Origin of the sequence: Cellulomonas sp. NTE-D12, from assembly GCF_027923705.1 — a bacterium.
Classification (GTDB): domain Bacteria; phylum Actinomycetota; class Actinomycetes; order Actinomycetales; family Cellulomonadaceae; genus Cellulomonas.
This window is the reverse complement of record NZ_AP026442.1, coordinates 1,451,945-1,469,095: the sequence shown is the minus strand read 5'-3', so window position 1 is coordinate 1,469,095 and position 17,151 is coordinate 1,451,945. Positions and strand designations below refer to the sequence as shown.

Here is a 17,151-nt window from a genome sequence, read left to right as displayed (position 1 = left end):
CGAGTCTAGGAGTGCCGTCCCGACCGCGCGGGAGGGGTGGCGGGCGCAGCCGTCGGCCCCTCGTGCGGCGGAGCGTCGCGGCGCTGACGGGGAAGGGTCTCCCGCGGCTCGGCAGCGGCGGGCTGCGTTCCGTCCGCACCGTCCGCCCGCGTGCCGCTGTCGACCACGACGACGCTGACGTTGTCGTGGCCGCCGTTCAGCAGCGCCTCGGCGACGAGCGCGCTCGCCGCCCGGCGCGCGTCCGGCTCCTGGCTGAGCAGCTCGGCGATGCGGTTGGCCGGGACGTCCCGGGTCAGGCCGTCGGTGCAGATGACGAACCGGTCGGAGGGGCCCGCCGGAAGGATCCAGAGGTCGGGGTCGGGGCGGCGGCCGGTGCCGAGCGCACGCGTCAGCACGTTCCGCTCCGGGTGCCGGGCCACCTCGTCCGGGGTGACGCGGCCCTCGACCAGCAGCTCCTGCACCACCGAGTGGTCGGCCGTCACCTGGTGCAGCACGCCGTCGGCCCAGCGGTACACCCGCGAGTCGCCCACGTTGAACACCAGCCAGGAGGGACGTCCCTCGTCCTCCACCGTGGCGACGCCGGCGACCGTCGTACCGCCCTGGCGGTCACCCGTCAGCTCCTCACGCAGGCGTGCCCATGCGCTGTCGAGGCAGGCCAGCACGTCCGCGGTGCCGACGGAGGGCCGCCCGGCGAGGCGGGCGAACTCCTCGACCGCCACCCGGCTGGCGACTGCGCCGGCGTCGAGCCCGCCCATCCCGTCCGCGACGAGGAACACGGGCGGGCACGCGAGCAGGGCGTCCTCGTTGACGTCGCGCACGCGACCGCGGTCGCTGGCCGAGCCCCACGACGTCCGCACCCTGCACCTCCCGTCCGCACTCGTCACGATGACATCGGCGTCGAGGGACGCCAACCTGAGCGTCGACGGTACCGGCGCCGGTGCCCATCTTGGCGGGACCTCAGACGCCCAGCTGGTAGACACCCCAGTACGCGAGCACGACGAGCAGGACCAACCCTCCGGTGGCGACGGTCCAGGACGCGGCGGTCCGCACGGCGCCGGGCCCGGAACCGGGCACCCGACCGGCCCTCGCCCGTCGCACCGCGAGCACGCCGGCCACCACGACCAGCATCCCGGCGAGCCGGAGGGCGAGCCATCCGCCCTGCACCAGGACGGAGTTGTGCTGGTAGTCCATCGCCAGCCGCGCGACCGACAGCAGGTACCACACCAGCCCGGCCACCGTCAGGATCGCGCCGCCGCCGAACGCCACGAGGTAGCGCGCGTAGCCCGACGGCCATCGCGCTCCGGCAGGACGGTCGCGGGTCGAACGCCGGCTCGTCCACGCCTCGCCGACCCGGTGCCCGACCACGAGCAGGCAGCCGAGCAGAACCAGGCCGCCCGCCCCCAGGACCACGAGGAGCACGACGTTCCCGTCCCGCAGCTGCTGCGGCTGCGGGACCGGCCCCGCGAGGTACAGCTGGACGGGTTGGGCCCCGGCGACCTGCGGCACGCCGGACGCGGTCGCCGGCAGGCCGAGCACCCAGCCGGTCATGTCCTGCAGGAACGTGGCGGACACGATCCCGTCGACCTTGAGGCCGTGGTCCGCACCGGCGTAGTAACGGACGGTCACCGCGTCGTTGCCGGCCCGTGCCGTGTCAGCAAGGATCTGCTGAGCGCCCTGGACGACGGGCATCGAGGCGTCGCCCGTGCCGTAGACGACCAGCACCGGCTGCGTCATCCGCTGCTGGTACGGCTGCACGTCGAAGTCCACGTACTCGAAACCACCCGGCAGGGTCATCCCCACCGCCCGGGGGATCGCGCGGAAGACCCCGTGCGGCACGCCGGTGTTGCGCAGGTAGTGGTCGGAGGCGAAGGCGGCCTGCTGCCGCGGCGGCACCACCGGCGAGGACACGAGGATGACGAAGGCGAGCTGGTGGTCGGTGGCCGCGATGACGGGCGCGATCCAGCCGCCCTCGCTCTCGGCGTACACCCCGACCCGGGACGGGTCCACTCCCGGGTGCGCGCGCAGCAGCTCGACGGACCGTTCGTAGTCGGCGGCCATCGCGACGTAGTCGCGGTGCGCCGTGGTGTAGGTGTCGAGCCGCTTGTCCGGGACTATCGCCACGACTCCGGCGCTGGCCAGCACGGCCGCCTGCGACCGGAACGCCACCGCGAACTTGCCCGTGCCGGCGCCGTGGATGAACACCACGCCGGGGCGCGGTCCCGGCGCCCCGATCGGCTCGCTGATCTGAGCCTGCACGGTGGTGCCGTCCAGCTGCACCGTGACCACCTCGGTCCGCACCGGGTAGGTGTGCAGCGACGGTGCCCCGGTGATCGCGGTCGAGGAGCCCTGGACCTGGAGCGGCTGCGTCAGCGGCGCCGGGTCCCACTGCGGCCCGAGCACGGCGCCGACGACGGCGAGGACCAGCACGCCCAGGACCGAGGACGCGAGAACCCGGTACACGTTGCCGGCGCGCGAGACGGCGTGCGGCGGACGCCGGTGACCGTCCTGGTTGAGCAGGTGCGGGAGAGACGTCACCGTGTGCAGGCTCACGCTCAGAACCCGAGCCGGCCGAGCTGCTTGGGATCGCGCTGCCAGTCCTTGGCCACCCGCACGTGCAGGTCCAGGAACACGCGAGCGCCGAGCAGCGCCTCGATCTCGCGCCGAGCCTGCGTACCCACGTCCCGCAGCCGACCGCCGCCCTTGCCGATGACGATCGCCTTCTGCGAGTCCCGCTCGACGAACAGGTCGACGCGCACGTCGAGCAGCGGAACGTCGTCCCGGCCGGCGGTCCCGCGCGGCACGATCTCGTTCACCACCACGGCCAGCGAGTGCGGCAGCTCGTCGTGCACCCCCTCGAGCGCCGCCTCGCGGACCAGCTCGGCGACCATCACCGCCTCGGGCTCGTCGGTCAGCTCGCCGTCCGGGTACAGCGCCGGTCCCTCCGGCAGGTGACCGGTCAGCACGTCGGCCAGCACGTCCACCTGGTAGCCCGAACGCGCCGAGACCGGCACCACGTCGTCCCACTCACCCAGCCGGCTCATCGCCATCAGGTGCTCGGCCAGCCGGCCCTTGCCGACCAGGTCCGCCTTCGTCGCGATGGCGACCACCGGGGTCCGGCGCCTGCCCTGACCCAGCGACGCGAGCTCGGCAGCGATGTACCGGTCGCCGGGCCCGACCTGCTGGTCGGCCGGCATGCAGAACCCGATGACGTCGACCTCGCCGAGCGTGTCCTTGACGAGGTCGTTCAGCCGTTCACCGAGGAGCGTGCGAGGGCGGTGCAGCCCCGGGGTGTCCACCAGCACCAGCTGGGCGTCCGGCCGCGTGACGATGCCGCGGACGGTGTGCCGCGTGGTCTGCGGACGGCCCGAGGTGATCGCCACCTTCTGGCCGACGAGCGCGTTGGTCAGCGTCGACTTGCCCGCGTTGGGACGGCCGATGAGGCATGCGAAGCCGGAGCGGTGGCTCATCGCTCGACCTCCGCTCCGCCGGGATGCTCGGCTCCCTCGCCGACCTGGCCCTCGACGGACCGGCTCACGAGCACGGTCGCGAGGCGTCGGCGCCGTCCCTCCGCCCGGTCGGCGACCAGGTGCAGCCCGTGGATGTCCCCCGCCGAGCCCGGCAGGGGCACCATCCCCAGCGCCTTGGCCAGCAGGCCCCCAGCGGTGTCCACGTCCTCGTCCTCCACCTCGAGCCCGAACAGCTCGCCCAGCTCGTCACGGCCCATCCGCGCCGGCACCCGGAACACCCCGTCGCCGAGGTCCTGGACCGTCGGCGCGGTGCGGTCGTGCTCGTCGGTCAGCTCACCGACGATCTCCTCCAGCGCGTCCTCGATGGTGACGAGCCCGGCGATGCCGCCGTACTCGTCGACCACCATCGCCATGTGGCTGGCGCCGTCGCGCAGCTCCCGCAGCAGGTCGTCCACCGGCTTGGACTCGGGAACGAACACCGCAGGTCGCACCAGCGCGCTGACGGGGACGTCCAGCTCCGCCGCGTCCCGCGGGCGGTCCGGCGCCAGGCGACTCACCACGTCCTTGAGGTACAGCACCCCGCGGACGTCGTCCACCGACTCGCCGATCACCGGCACCCGCGAGAACCCCGACCGCATGAGGAGCGCGAGAGCCTTGCGCACCGGTGTGTCCTCGTGGGTCACCACCATGTCCGTGCGCGGCACCATCACCTCGCGCGTCAGCGTGTCCCCCAGCTGCAGGACGGACCGGAACATCGCCCGCTCCGTGTCCTCGATCACCTCGGACTCCGCCACGCGCTGCACCATGTCCCGCAGCTCGTTCTCGTCCTCCTCGGCCGTGGTCCGACCTGCCGCCGCCGCCCGGCCCAGACCGCCGAACGCCGCCGTGACCGCGGACAGCAGCCCGGCGAGCGCCGTCAGGGTCGCGACGGGCCGGCGCCGGCCGACGGTGCGCGGGCTGACGCGCACCAGCACGAGCGCCATCACCACGCAGACGCCGAACGACGTGAGCAGCACCGCCCACCACGGCCGCACCAGCTCGGAGGCGGCCAGCGTCACGCTGACGGTCGCCGTCATCTCGCCGAGCAGCCGGACGAACGCCGCCGCGGACGCGACCCGGGACGGGTGCGCCACCAGCCGCTGCACCTGCGGGGCCGCCGGGTGGTGCGCCGCGACCAGCTCGGTCACCTGGGCGCGCGTCACGCGCATCACCGCGACCTCGCCGGCGGACAGGAGCGCGGCGAGAGCGATGCCGAGCACCACCAGCGCGCCCAGCAGCACCAGCGGTGCTCCCGTCATCGGCCGGCCAGGAACGTGAGCAGCAGACGTCGCTGCAGCGCGAACATCTCCTTCTCCTCCTCCGGCTCCGCGTGGTCGTAGCCCAGCAGGTGCAGGATCCCGTGCGTCTCCAGGAGCAGCAGCTCCTCGATGGTCGAGTGGCCTGCGGCCCGCGCCTGGTCCGCGGCGACCTGCGGGCACAGCACCACGTCGCCGAGCAGCCCCGCGGGCGTCGGCTCGGAGTCGGTACCGGGCCGCAGCTCGTCCATCGGGAACGACAGCACGTCGGTCGGGCCCGGCTCGTCCATCCAGCGCACGTGCAGGTCCGCCATCACGTCGGTGTCGACCAGCAGCACCGACAGGTCGGTCTGCGGGTGGACGTGCATCTCGTCGAGCACGTGGCGTGCCAGCGCGGCGAACTCGGCCTCGTCGACCTCGACGCCCGACTCGTTGTTGACCTCGATGCTCATGCGGAGTCCCAACGGGCGTAGGCGTCGATGATGTCCCCCACCAGGCGGTGGCGGACCACGTCGGAGGACGTGAGGCGGCAGAACTCGACGTCCGGGACTCCCTGCAGCACCTGCTCGGCCTGCCGCAGGCCCGAGGTGGCGGCGGAGGGCAGGTCCACCTGCGTGACGTCGCCGGTCACCACGACCTTCGAGCCGAAGCCCAGCCGGGTGAGGAACATCTTCATCTGCTCCGAGGAGGTGTTCTGCGCCTCGTCGAGGATGACGAAGGCGTCGTTCAGGGTGCGGCCCCGCATGTACGCCAGGGGTGCCACCTCGATGGTGCCGGCGTCGAGCAGCCGGGGGATCGACTCCGGGTCGACCATGTCGTGCAGCGCGTCGTACAGCGGGCGGAGGTACGGGTCGATCTTCTCGGCCAGCGTCCCGGGAAGGAAGCCCAGCCGCTCCCCCGCCTCCACCGCCGGCCTGGTCAGCACGATCCGGTTCACCTGCCGCGCTTGCAGCGCCTGCACCGCCTTGGCCATGGCCAGGTACGTCTTGCCCGTGCCGGCGGGCCCGATGCCGAAGGTCAGCGTGTGCCGGTCGATCGCGTCGACGTACTCCTTCTGCCCGGCGGTCTTCGGCCGGATGGCACGCCCTCGCGTCGACAGGATGTTGAAGGTGAGCACGTCGGCCGGCCGGGCCGAGGACGCCGCGGTCAGCATGGCGACGGAACGGTTGACGACCTCGGGGCTGAGCGGCGTCCCGGCAGAGACCGTCTCCACGAGCTCCTCCACCAGGCGTGCGACCAGTGCGACATCGCCCACCGGACCGGTCAGCGTGACCTCGTTGCCGCGGACGTGCACGTCGACGGTGGTGAAGCCGGCCTCGATCTCGCGCAGCACCTCGTCGCGGAGCCCGAGCAGCTCGACCATCGGCACCTGCGACGGCACCGTGATGCGGTGCTCGACGCGCGCAGGGACGGCGTCGGGCCGGCCACGCTGGAGGGGGGTCGAGAGGACCGGGGCGCCCGCAGCCGGAGGCGTCGCGCCGGGGGTGCCCGACGAGGGCTGGGCGGGTGTGGGTTGAGCCATGTGCTCGGCGTGCGCCGTGCGCTCCTTCGGTCGGTCCGGCAGGCAAGCCGATCCTACCTGGCAACACCCGTGGAGCCCTGCTCAGCGGTGGGCCGATGGTCCTGTCGTTCGCCAACAGCGAGGACGACACTGACGGGCGAGGACGCCGGGCAACGGAGCCCGGCGGCGCACGCGGAGGTGCCACCGTGGCCAGGTACGTCAAGGACTTCACCGAAGGCGACAAGGACCAGAAGGACCTGCTGGGGGGCAAGGGCGCGAACCTTGCCGAGATGACCCGGCTCGGCCTCCCGGTACCGCCCGGCTTCACCATCACCACCGAGGCCTGCCGGGCCTACATGAAGTCCGGGGACGTCCCTCCCGAGCTGCGGGTCGAGGTGACGCAGGCGCTCCGGCACCTCGAGGACACGATGGGCCGCACCCTCGGCGACGTGCACGAGCCGCTCCTGGTCTCCGTCCGCTCCGGCGCCAAGTTCTCGATGCCCGGCATGATGGAGACGGTCCTCAACGTCGGCCTGAACGACGCCTCCGTGCGCGGTCTCGCCGAGTTCGCCCACAACGAGCGGTTCGCCTGGGACTCCTACCGCCGGCTGATCCAGATGTTCGGCCGCACGGTGCTCGGCATCGAGGGCGACAAGTTCGCCGACGCGCTCGACAAGGCCAAGGCGACCCGCGGCGTCTCCAACGACGTCGACCTGACGGCCGACGACCTGCGCGAGCTGGTCGGCACGTTCAAGCAGATCGTGATCGACGAGACCGGGCGGGAGTTCCCGCAGCACCCCCGCGAGCAGCTCGACCTGGCCATCGTCGCGGTGTTCGGCTCGTGGGGCACCGAGCGCGCCCGCCTGTACCGGCGCAAGGAGCGCATCTCCGACGACCTCGGCACCGCCGTCAACGTCGTCGCGATGGTGTTCGGCAACCTCGGCCCGGACTCGGGCACCGGTGTGGCGTTCACCCGCAACCCGTCCACGGGCGAGACCGGTGACTACGGCGACTACCTGGCCAACGCCCAGGGCGAGGACGTGGTGGCGGGCATCCGCAACACCATGTCCCTGGCAGACCTCGAGCGGATCGACCCGGAGGCGCACAACGAGCTCAAGCGCGTGATGCGCCAGCTCGAGACGCACTACCGCGACCTGTGCGACATCGAGTTCACCATCGAGCACGGCAAGCTGTGGATGCTGCAGACGCGCGTCGGCAAGCGGACCGCACCCGCCGCGTTCCGGATCGCCTCGCAGCTGGTGGACGAGCACCTGATCACGATGGACGAGGCCCTGGCCCGCGTGACCGGCGCCCAGCTGACCCAGCTCCTGTTCCCGCAGTTCGCGCCGGGCTCGTCCACCACCCTGCTGACCAAGGCGATGGCGGCCTCCCCTGGCGCGGCTGTCGGTGAGGCCGTCTTCGACTCCGCGACCGCCGTCGAGTGGGCTGCGAAGGGCAAGGACGTCGTCCTGGTCCGCCGCGAGACCAACCCCGACGACCTCGGCGGCATGATCGCCTCGGTCGGCATCCTGACGGCGCGCGGCGGCAAGACGTCGCACGCGGCGGTCGTGGCGCGCGGCATGGGCCGCACGGCGGTCGTCGGTGCCGAGGCGCTGGTCGTCGACCCGGTCGCTCGCCAGTTCACCTGCGGCGCGACGGTCGTGAAGGAGGGCGACGTCATCGCCATCGACGGCACGACCGGCGAGGTGTTCCTCGGCGACGTGCCGGTCGTACCTTCCCCCGTCAGCACGTACCTCGAGGAGGGTCTCGACGCCGCGCTCGAGCAGGCGGCCGACGAGGACACCTCCGAGCTGGTACGCGCCGTCGACCGGATCATCACGCACGCCGACGCCGCCCGTCGGCTCGGGGTGCGTGCCAACGCCGACACCCCGGAGGACGCCCGCCGTGCCCGCAGCCTCGGTGCGCAGGGCATCGGGCTGTGCCGTACCGAGCACATGTTCCTCGGCGAGCGCCGGGTGCTCGTCGAGCACGTGGTGCTGGCCCGGACGGACGACGAGCGCCAGGCGGCTCTCGACGCGCTGCTCCCCGTGCAGACGCAGGACTTCATCGAGATCTTCGAGGCGATGGACGGCCTGCCGACGACGATCCGGCTCATCGACCCGCCGCTGCACGAGTTCCTCCCCGACCTGACGGCCCTGTCCGTCAAGGTCGCGCTGGCCAAGGAGCGCGGCGAGGTCGACCAGCACGACGTCGAGCTGCTCGCGGCGGTCGAGCGGATGCACGAGGCGAACCCGATGCTCGGCCTGCGCGGCGTCCGGCTCGGTCTGGTGATCCCCGGCCTCTTCGAGCTGCAGATCCGTGCGATCTGCGAGGCCCAGGCCGCACGCATCGCCGCCGGCGGTCACCCCAAGGCCGAGATCATGGTGCCGCTCATCGGCTCGGTTCAGGAGCTGCACCTGGTCCGCGACTCGGCGATCGAGATCATGGCCGAGGTCGGCGCCAAGCACGGCATCACCCTCGACCTGCCGATCGGTTGCATGATCGAGCTGCCGCGCGCGGCGCTGACGGCCGGACGCATCGCGGAGGAGGCCGCGTTCTTCTCCTTCGGCACGAACGACCTGACGCAGACGACCTGGGGCTTCTCCCGCGACGACGTCGAGGGCGCCTTCTTCGCGCAGTACACCGCGAACGGCGTGCTGTCGGTGTCCCCGTTCGAGACGATCGACGCCCAGGGCGTCGGCCGCCTGGTGAAGATCGCAGTGGAGGAGGGCCGCGCGACGCGGCCGGACCTGCACCTCGGCGTGTGCGGCGAGCATGGCGGCGACCCGGAGTCGATCCGGTTCTTCGACTCCGTCGGGCTCGACTACGTGTCCTGCTCCCCGTTCCGGGTGCCGGTGGCCCGGCTCGAGGCCGGTCGCGCGGCGATCGACAGCAGCACGAGCGACGCCCGCTGAGTCCCCGCGGGGGGTCGGGCCAGGGCTGGGCCCGGCCCCCCGCGGGCTCGTCGGAGGATCCGACGACGAGCTCACTCGCACCCGCGCGGCAGCAGCCCCACGCTCCAGGCGCCGCCGCCGTCAGCGCTGATCAGCTCCAGCGCCCCAGGCGTTCGGCCAGCAGGGCGAGCGCCACGGGGCCCGCCGTCGACGTGCGCAGCACCCACGGCCCCAGACGCACGGGCACCGCTCCCGCCTCCACCAGACGGTCCAGCTCGTCCGGGGAGATCCCGCCCTCGGGGCCGACGACCACCAGGACCTCGACGTCCGAGCCGTCGACCGGCAGGGCGGCGGTCCGCAGCGGCACAGTGGCCTCCTCGTGAAGCACGAGTGCCGTTCCCCCCGCGGCCACCACGTCGGCGACCCGTCGGGCGAGCCCGGCCGTGTCCACGGCGACCTCCACCGCCGGCACGCGGGAACGGCGCGCCTGCTTCGTGGCCGCCCGCACCGTGCCGAGCCAGCGCGCCCGGCTCTTCGCCGCCCGGTCCCCACGCCAGACCACGATCGACCGCGCCGCCTGCCACGGCAGCACCGCGTCGACCCCGACCTCGGTGGCCGCCTCGATCGCCAGCTCGTCGCGGTCGCCCTTGGCCAACGCCTGGGCCAGGACCAGGGCCGGGCGCGCGGGCGGCTCCTCGTTGCGGGCCAGCACCCGCAGCCGCACGCCGTCCGGGCCGGTCGAGTCGACGACGCCGACGAGCCGGACACCGCTGCCGTCCACGACGTCGACCCGTTCACCGGGACCGCGCCGCTGCACCACGCCGGCGTGCCGTCCCTCGGCGCCGTCCAGCAGGTACGTCCCACCGGCCACCACGCCGCGGAGGTCCCCCGGTTCGGTCAGGAAGACGGGCGCACTCATCGCCGGTCGCGGCTCATCGTCCGGCGAGCTTGTCGCGCAGCCGCGCGAACATCCCCGTGCTGGCGGTCGCGAGCCGCGCGTCCGGGCGTTCCTCGCCGCGCAGCGCCGCGAGCCGTCGCAGCAGCTCCGCCTGCTCGTCGTCCAGCGCCACCGGCACCTGGACGTCCACGTGCACGTGGAGGTCACCCCGGCCACCGGTGTGCAGGTGCCCGACGCCCAGGCCCTTGAGCACGACCTCCTGGTCGGGCTGGGTGCCCGGTCGCAGATCGACCTCCTGCGGCCCGTCGAGCGTGTCCAGCGTCAGCACCGTGCCGAGGGCCGCGGCCGTCATCGGTACGGGGAGCGTCGCGTGGAGGTCGTCGCCGCGGCGGACGAACACGTCGTGCCGGCGTTCACGCACCTCGAGGTACAGGTCGCCGGCGGGTCCCCCGGCCGGGCCGACCTCGCCCTGCGCCGTGAGCTTGATCCGCGTCCCGGTGTCCACGCCGGCGGGCACGTCCACGGAGATGGTGCGACGGGAACGCACGCGACCCTCACCGGCGCACTCGGTGCACGGCTCGGGGATCACGGTGCCGAAGCCCTGGCAGGCGGCGCAGGGCTGCGTCGTCATCACCTGGCCGAGGAAGGACCGCGCGACGCGCTGGACGGAACCACGGCCGCCGCACACCTCGCACGTCCGGGGAGAGGTGCCCGGCCGGCAGCAGCTGCCCTGACACGTCGGGCAGACGACGGCGGTGTCCACCTGCACCTCGCGGTGCGACCCGAAGGTCGCCTCCGAGAGGTCGATGTCCAGCCGGACCAGCGCGTCCTGACCGCGTCGTGCGCGCGGGATCGGCCCCCGCTGCGCCGTCGCCCCGGTCGCCGCGCCGAAGAACGTCTCGAAGATGTCCTGGAAGCCGAACCCGCCACCCATGCCGCCGGCAGCGCTCGGATCGCCGCCCAGGTCGTACGCGCGGCGCTTGTCCGGGTTGCCGAGCACGTCGTAGGCGCGGGAGACGTCCTTGAAGCGCTCCTCGGACGCCGGGTCGTTGCCCGCGACGTCGGGGTGCAGCTCGCGGGCCAGGCGCCGGTAGGCCTTCTTGATCTGCTCGGGGGTCGCGTCCCGCGGCACGCCGAGGATCTCGTAGTAGTCCGTCACAAGCAGGTGTGCTCGCTTCCTTCGAGGTCGGCCGGTCAGCCGGCCAGGATCCTGGTGAGGTACCGGGCGACGGCACGTACGGCGGCCATCGTGCCCGGGTAGTCCATGCGGAGGGGTCCGACGGCGCCCACGCGGGCCACGCCGGACCCCTCTCCGCCGTAGCCGCTGGTGACGAAGCTCGTCTCGGCGAGGCCTGCGTGCTGCGTCTCGCGCCCGATCCGGACGGCGACGGCCGTGTGGTCCTCCGCCATCTCGGCGAGCAGGCGCAGCAGCACCACCTGTTCCTCCAGCGCCTCGAGCACCGGACCGATGGTGCGGCTGAAGTCGGCTCCGGCCGTCCTGGCGAGGTTGGCGGTACCGGCGACGACCACCCGCTCCTCGCTCTCCTGCGCGAGCGTCTCGGACACGGCTGCGACGACGACGCGCACCAGTGCTGCGCCGGCGGGGCTCAGCTCGGCGACCAGGCTCTCCAGCGCCTGGGAGAGCTCGGCGAGCCGCAGCCCGGACAGGGCGACGTTGAGCCGCACCCGCAGGCGAGCCACCAGCGCCTCGTCGAGGTCCTCCGGGAGCTCCAGCGTCCGCTGCTCCACCCGACCGGTGGTCGTGATGATGACGACGAGCAGGTGACGGGCGCCGACGGGGACCAGCTCCACGTGCCGCAGCGACGATCGCCGCAGCGACGGGTACTGCACCACCGCGACCTGCTGGGTCAGCTGGGCGAGCAGCCGCACCGCTCGGTCGATGACGTCGTCGAGGTCGACCGCCTGCTCCAGCAGAGCGCTGATCGCCCGCCGTTCGGGCAGCGAGAGCGGCTTGACCTCGGCCAGCCGGTCGACGAACTGCCGGTACCCCATGTCGGTGGGGACCCGACCGGCCGAGGTGTGCGGCTGGACGATCAGGCCGGCCTCCTCGAGAGCGGCCATGTCGTTGCGGATCGTCGCGGGCGACACCCCGAGCTGGTGCCGCTCGGACAGGGCCCGCGAACCGACCGGCTCACGGGTCGCCACATAGTCCTCGATGATCGCGCGCAGGACGTCGAGGCGTCGGTCTTCGCTGCTCATGCGTCCCTCCCGCCCGTCACAGCCGGATCGCTGCGGATAGCACTCCACGCAGTCGAGTGCCAATTCTACGCAACGTCGCGGGAGGGTGACGGAGGCGCCGTCGTCGTGCCCCTACAGTGCCCGGGTGACCGAGGACCGCTACGGCCGCGACGTGCTGGCCGGGACCCAGGCCGTCCCCCACCGAGCCGCGCCCCGCGCGCGGCCGTGCCCGGCGGAGCCGGGGCTCGTGGTCGAGGACGTCGAGACGGGCTGGGTCGGCGCGGTGGTTCGGGTGGAGAAGTCGGGTGGCCAGCACGTCGTCGTGCTGGAGGACCGCCGCGGCCGCACCCGCACCTTCGGGCTGGGGCCCGGCTTCTGGGTCGACGGTGAACCGGTGGTCCTCACCGCACCGGTGGGCCGACGGGCGCCGGCGGCACCGGCTCGCACGGCATCCGGCTCGCGTGCCGTCGCGGGCGCCCCCGCGCGTGTCGCGCGCGCGAGCCGGATCTGGGTCGAGGGCCGGCACGACGCCGAGCTGGTCGAGAAGGTGTGGGGCGACGACCTGCGCATCGAGGGCGTGGTGGTCGAGCTGCTCGACGGGGTCGACAACCTGGTGGACCACCTGCGGAGCTTCGCCCCAGGTCCGGACCGTCGGGTCGGGGTGCTGGTCGATCACCTCGTCGCCGGTTCGAAGGAGGAGCGGATCGCCGTCGAGGCGAGGCGGTGCGGTCCACCCGGGAGCGTGCTGGTGCTCGGCCACCCCTATGTGGACGTGTGGCAGGCGGTCCGACCGGAGCGCGTGGGTCTCGACCGGTGGCCGACGATCGAGCGGGGGACCGAGTGGAAGCTCGGCATCCTGCGCGAGCTCGGCTGGCCGGCCGACGACCAGGCGGACGTCGCACGCGCCTGGCAACGCATCCTGTGGACGGTGCGGTCGTACGCGGACCTTGAGCCGAGCCTGCTGGGACGCGTCGAGGAGCTCATCGACTTCGTCACCTGCTGACCGGCTCGCGCAACGGCGACGAACTGGTCGAAAACCGCCCTGCCAGCACCTCCACCCCGGCTGTGCGCGGCGCTACTGTCGGCGCAAGGCCGCGCCCGACGCGGCTGGCGACCCCCGATGAGAGAGCTGGAACCATGACCACGAACCCTCCCGAGGGCACCCCGGATCCCGGGGCCTACCCGCCGCCGGACTCCCCCACCCCGCCCCAGACGCCCCCCGCCTACCAGGCTCCGCCCCCTGGCTACGGCCAGACGCCGCCCGTCTACGGGCAGCCGGTCTACGCGGCGCCGCTCAGCCCGAGCGACGAGCGGCTCTGGGCGACCCTGGCGCACGTCGGCGGCATCGTCCTCGGCTTCATCGCGCCGCTGGTCGTCTGGCTGGTGTTCCGCGAGCGAAGCGGATTCGTGAACGACCAGGCGAAGGAGGCCCTCAACTTCCAGATCCTGATCCTGATCGCCTACATCGTCGGTGGCATCCTCACGGTGGTCCTCATCGGCGGCCTGATCCTGGCCCTCGCATGGCTGGCGACCATCATCTTCGGGATCATGGGCGCCGTCGCCGCGAACAAGGGTGAGCTGTACCGGTACCCGTTCAACTGGCGCATCATCAAGTGAGCCGTGCAGGCTGACCGTCGCGGTCAGCCGGGACCACACGGAGGCCGGTGCCCGCGGGCGCCGGCCTCCGTCGCGTCCGGAGCGCCTCGTGCCCGATCGACGGGCCGCCGCGAGCGGCGCCATGCCGTCAGGCGACGAGGGTGCGCACCACCGCATCGGCCAGGAGCCGCCCGCGCAGCGTGAGCACCAGGCGCCGCGCACCCGCGCCTCCCAGCGCCGCCACCGGGTCGACCAGACCGTCCGCCACCAGTTCGGCCACGCGCCTGCGTGCCGTCGTCGAGAGCTCGTCCACGGCCAGACCCTCGGCGAGCCGCACGCGCAGCAGGACCCGCTCCATCGCGCGGGTGTCCTCGTCCAGCACCTCGCGACCGGCCGCGGGTGAGCGTCCGGCAGCCAGCCGGTCCGCGTACGCCCGCGGGTGCTTGACGTTCCACCACCGGACCCCGCCCACGTGGGAGTGGGCGCCGGGCCCGACGCCCCACCAGTCGTCGCCGCGCCAGTAGGCGAGGTTGTGCCGACTGGCGTCCTGCGGCCCGCGGGCCCAGTTGCTCACCTCGTACCAGTGCAGGCCGGCGGCCTCGAAGGCGGAGTCGGCCAGCTCGTACTTCGTCGCCTGGTCGTCCTCGTCGGGCATCGGCAGCTCACCGCGACGCACCTGAGACCCCATGCGGGTGCCAGGTTCCACCACCAGGGCGTACGCCGACACGTGGTCGACCCCGGTGGCGAGGGCCGCGTCCAGGGACCGGCGCCAGTCGTCGACCGACTCCCCGGGCGTGCCGTAGATGAGGTCGAGCGACACCCGCAGCCCGGCGTCGCGCGCCCAGCGCACCACCTCCGGGATCCGCCTCGGGTCGTGCGTCCGGTCGAGGGTGGCCAGCACGTGCGGCACCGCGGACTGCATCCCGAAGGACACTCGCGTGTACCCCGCCTCCGCCAACGCCAGGAGCGACCGGGCGTCCACCGAGTCCGGGTTCGCCTCGGTGGTCACCTCGGCGCCCTCGGCGAGGCCCCAGCCGTCCCGGACGGCGCCGAGCATCGTCCCGAGGTCGGCCACGGGCAGGACGGTCGGCGTGCCACCACCCACGAAGACGGTCGACACGGTCCGCGACGGGAGGCCGGCGTCGTGGAGCACCTGCGCCGCCAGACGGATCTCGTCGACCGCCGTCCGGGCGTACGCCACCTGGCTGGCACCCCCGCCGAGCTCGGCGGAGGTGTACGTGTTGAAGTCGCAGTACCCGCACCGCACCGTGCAGAACGGCACGTGCAGGTACACCCCGAACCGGCGGTCCTCCGCGCCGACGGCGGCCGACGCCGGGAGCGCGCCGTCCTCGGGTGCCGGGTCGCCGTCCGGCAGCGCCGGGCTCACTTGCGCTTCGCGTCCTTGTCCTTGGCGGTCGACGGTGCCGCCTCGGAGGACAGCGCCGCGATGAAGGCCTCCTGCGGCACGTCGACCCGACCGATCGTCTTCATCCGCTTCTTGCCCTCCTTCTGCTTCTCCAGCAGCTTGCGCTTGCGGGTGATGTCACCGCCGTAGCACTTGGCCAGCACGTCCTTGCGCATCGCGCGGATGGTCTCGCGGGCGATCACCCGGGAGCCGATCGCCGCCTGGATGGGCACCTCGAACTGCTGGCGAGGGATCAGCTCCCGCAGCTTGGACGCCATCGCGACGCCGTACGCGTACGCCTTGTCCTTGTGCACGATCGCGCTGAACGCGTCCACCTGCTCGCCCTGCAGGAGGATGTCCACCTTCACCAGGTCGGCCGCCTGCTCACCGGCGGGCTCGTAGTCCAGGCTCGCGTACCCGCGAGTCCGGGACTTCAACGCGTCGAAGAAGTCGAAGACGATCTCCGCCAGGGGAAGGCGGTAGCGCAGCTCGACCCGGTCCTCCGACAGGTAGTCCATGCCCAGCAGCTCGCCACGTCGCGACTGGCACAGCTCCATGATCGTGCCGACGAACTCGCTGGGGGCCAGCACGGTCGACGTGACCACCGGCTCGCGCACCTCGCGGATCTTGCCGCCGGGGAACTCGCTCGGGTTGGTCACCCGGATCTCGGTCCGGTCCTCCATCGTCACGTCGTACTCGACGTTCGGTGCCGTGGAGATCAGCTCGAGGTCGAACTCCCGCTCCAGCCGCTCCCGGACGATCTCCAGGTGCAGCAGCCCGAGGAACCCGACCCGGAAGCCGAACCCGAGCGCGACGGAGGTCTCGGGCTCGTAGTGCAGGGCCGCGTCGTTCAGCTTCAGCTTGTCGAGGGCGTCGCGCAGGTTCGGGTAGTCCGTCCCGTCGAGCGGGTACAGCCCGGAGAACACCATCGGCTTGGGGTCGCGGTACTCGCCGAGCGACTCGCTCGCCGGCCGCGCGGCGTTGGTCACCGTGTCGCCCACCTTGGACTGGCGGACGTCCTTCACGCCGGTGATCAGGTAGCCGACCTCACCGACGCCGAGGCCCTTGGTCGGAACGGGTTCCGGGGAGATCACGCCGATCTCGAGCAGCTCGTGCGTCGCTCGGGTGGACATCATCGCGATGCGCTCGCGCGGGTCCAGGTGCCCGTCGACGACGCGGACGTACGTCACGACCCCGCGGTAGGTGTCGTACACGGAGTCGAAGATCATCGCCCGCGCCGGAGCGGCGGCGTCACCCTCGGGGTGCGGCACCTGCTCGACGATCCGGTCGAGCAGCTCGCGCACGCCCTCACCGGTCTTTCCGGAGACCCGCAGGCAGTCCTCGGGCTGTCCGCCGATCAGATGAGCGAGCTCCTCGGCGTACTTCTCCGGCTGTGCCGCCGGCAGGTCGATCTTGTTGAGCACCGGGATGATCGCCAGGTCGTTCTCGAGCGCCAGGTACAGGTTGGCGAGCGTCTGCGCCTCGATGCCCTGGGCGGCGTCGACCAGCAGCACCGCTCCCTCGCAGGCGGCCAGCGACCGCGACACCTCGTACGTGAAGTCCACGTGCCCCGGCGTGTCGATCATGTTCAGGGCGTACGGGGTGCCGTCCTTCTCCCACGGCATCCGGACGGCCTGCGACTTGATGGTGATGCCGCGCTCGCGCTCGATGTCCATCCGGTCGAGGTACTGCGCGCGCATCGCCCGCGCGTCCACCACGCCGGTCAGCTGCAGCATCCGGTCGGCCAGCGTGGACTTGCCGTGGTCGATGTGCGCGATGATGCAGAAGTTGCGCAGCAGCTCCGGCGGGGTCGCCGCGGGGCGGATGCGGGCCGCGGCGGCGGTGCTCGGGATCGGTGACACGGGCGGTCGGGCTCCGGACGACGGGAGGGCGGGG

Annotated in this window: 14 protein-coding genes; 3 read left to right on the top strand and 11 right to left on the bottom strand. The window is 72.8% G+C overall.

The window, feature by feature from the left end; translation table 11 throughout:
- Positions 1-5: 5 nt before the first annotated feature.
- The 6 genes from QMF98_RS06790 to QMF98_RS06765 all read right to left on the bottom strand — a co-directional run bounded on the left by QMF98_RS06790 (position 6) and on the right by QMF98_RS06765 (position 6,284).
- On the bottom strand, positions 6-857 hold the full coding sequence (locus QMF98_RS06790) for a PP2C family protein-serine/threonine phosphatase (RefSeq protein WP_337975247.1): 852 nt from the start codon (positions 855-857) through the stop codon (positions 6-8).
- A gap of 100 nt (positions 858-957) precedes the next feature.
- Entirely contained in the window at positions 958-2,550 is a 1,593-nt protein-coding gene (locus tag QMF98_RS06785; RefSeq protein WP_337975246.1) for an alpha/beta hydrolase family protein, read from the bottom strand.
- Between the two features lie 2 nt (positions 2,551-2,552).
- Complete coding sequence (era, locus tag QMF98_RS06780; RefSeq protein WP_337975245.1) at positions 2,553-3,467, bottom strand: GTPase Era; 915 nt, start codon at positions 3,465-3,467, stop codon at positions 2,553-2,555.
- Positions 3,464-4,765, bottom strand: coding sequence for a hemolysin family protein (locus QMF98_RS06775; RefSeq protein ID WP_337975244.1), 1,302 nt, complete (start codon positions 4,763-4,765; stop codon positions 3,464-3,466). The genes era and QMF98_RS06775 overlap by 4 nt, the downstream gene beginning before the upstream one ends.
- Positions 4,762-5,214: an rRNA maturation RNase YbeY gene (gene ybeY, locus QMF98_RS06770; protein ID WP_291762161.1), complete on the bottom strand. Its 453-nt coding sequence runs from the start codon at positions 5,212-5,214 to the stop codon at positions 4,762-4,764. The genes QMF98_RS06775 and ybeY overlap by 4 nt, the downstream gene beginning before the upstream one ends.
- Complete coding sequence (locus tag QMF98_RS06765) at positions 5,211-6,284, bottom strand: PhoH family protein (protein WP_337975243.1); 1,074 nt, start codon at positions 6,282-6,284, stop codon at positions 5,211-5,213. The genes ybeY and QMF98_RS06765 overlap by 4 nt, the downstream gene beginning before the upstream one ends.
- A gap of 185 nt (positions 6,285-6,469) precedes the next feature.
- On the opposite strand from QMF98_RS06765, the gene ppdK reads away from it, so the two are divergent.
- A complete protein-coding gene (gene ppdK / locus QMF98_RS06760) occupies positions 6,470-9,178 on the top strand; it encodes a pyruvate, phosphate dikinase (RefSeq protein ID WP_337975242.1) in 2,709 nt (902 codons plus the stop codon).
- A 130-nt stretch (positions 9,179-9,308) separates the two neighbouring features.
- Here the strand turns inward: ppdK and QMF98_RS06755 are convergent, their stop codons facing one another.
- From QMF98_RS06755 to hrcA, 3 genes are read right to left on the bottom strand one after another with little or no spacing between them, the layout of a single operon-like run.
- Positions 9,309-10,076, bottom strand: a complete 768-nt coding sequence (locus tag QMF98_RS06755) for a 16S rRNA (uracil(1498)-N(3))-methyltransferase (protein WP_337975241.1) — start codon at positions 10,074-10,076, stop codon at positions 9,309-9,311.
- A 13-nt stretch (positions 10,077-10,089) separates the two neighbouring features.
- On the bottom strand, positions 10,090-11,214 hold the full coding sequence (gene dnaJ / locus QMF98_RS06750; protein WP_263730235.1) for a molecular chaperone DnaJ: 1,125 nt from the start codon (positions 11,212-11,214) through the stop codon (positions 10,090-10,092).
- A 35-nt stretch (positions 11,215-11,249) separates the two neighbouring features.
- Positions 11,250-12,275 carry a heat-inducible transcriptional repressor HrcA gene (gene hrcA, locus QMF98_RS06745; protein ID WP_337975240.1) on the bottom strand — a complete coding sequence of 342 codons (1,026 nt, stop codon included), beginning with the start codon at positions 12,273-12,275 and terminating at the stop codon, positions 11,250-11,252.
- A gap of 124 nt (positions 12,276-12,399) precedes the next feature.
- On the opposite strand from hrcA, the gene QMF98_RS06740 reads away from it, so the two are divergent.
- Positions 12,400-13,257: a DUF3097 domain-containing protein gene (locus QMF98_RS06740; RefSeq protein WP_337975239.1), complete on the top strand. Its 858-nt coding sequence runs from the start codon at positions 12,400-12,402 to the stop codon at positions 13,255-13,257.
- A gap of 134 nt (positions 13,258-13,391) precedes the next feature.
- Positions 13,392-13,871, top strand: coding sequence for a DUF4870 domain-containing protein (locus QMF98_RS06735; protein ID WP_337975238.1), 480 nt, complete (start codon positions 13,392-13,394; stop codon positions 13,869-13,871).
- A 127-nt stretch (positions 13,872-13,998) separates the two neighbouring features.
- Here the strand turns inward: QMF98_RS06735 and hemW are convergent, their stop codons facing one another.
- Both hemW and lepA read right to left on the bottom strand, forming a co-directional pair.
- Positions 13,999-15,237: a radical SAM family heme chaperone HemW gene (gene hemW, locus QMF98_RS06730; protein WP_337975237.1), complete on the bottom strand. Its 1,239-nt coding sequence runs from the start codon at positions 15,235-15,237 to the stop codon at positions 13,999-14,001.
- Entirely contained in the window at positions 15,234-17,117 is a 1,884-nt protein-coding gene (lepA, locus tag QMF98_RS06725; protein WP_337975236.1) for a translation elongation factor 4, read from the bottom strand. Before lepA ends, hemW begins: the two co-directional genes overlap by 4 nt.
- Between the last annotated feature and the right edge of the window lie 34 nt (positions 17,118-17,151).

Bases quoted from the DNA above. Each gene is read 5' to 3' on its own strand.
- hrcA (WP_337975240.1), bottom strand. From the start codon at position 12,275: ATGAGCAGCGAAGACCGACGCCTCGACGTCCTGCGCGCGATCATCGAG.
- ybeY (WP_291762161.1), bottom strand. From the start codon at position 5,214: ATGAGCATCGAGGTCAACAACGAGTCGGGCGTCGAGGTCGACGAGGCC.
- era (WP_337975245.1), bottom strand. From the start codon at position 3,467: ATGAGCCACCGCTCCGGCTTCGCATGCCTCATCGGCCGTCCCAACGCG.
- QMF98_RS06775 (WP_337975244.1), bottom strand. From the start codon at position 4,765: ATGACGGGAGCACCGCTGGTGCTGCTGGGCGCGCTGGTGGTGCTCGGC.
- QMF98_RS06755 (WP_337975241.1), bottom strand. From the start codon at position 10,076: ATGAGTGCGCCCGTCTTCCTGACCGAACCGGGGGACCTCCGCGGCGTG.
- QMF98_RS06735 (WP_337975238.1), top strand. From the start codon at position 13,392: ATGACCACGAACCCTCCCGAGGGCACCCCGGATCCCGGGGCCTACCCG.
- QMF98_RS06765 (WP_337975243.1), bottom strand. From the start codon at position 6,284: ATGGCTCAACCCACACCCGCCCAGCCCTCGTCGGGCACCCCCGGCGCG.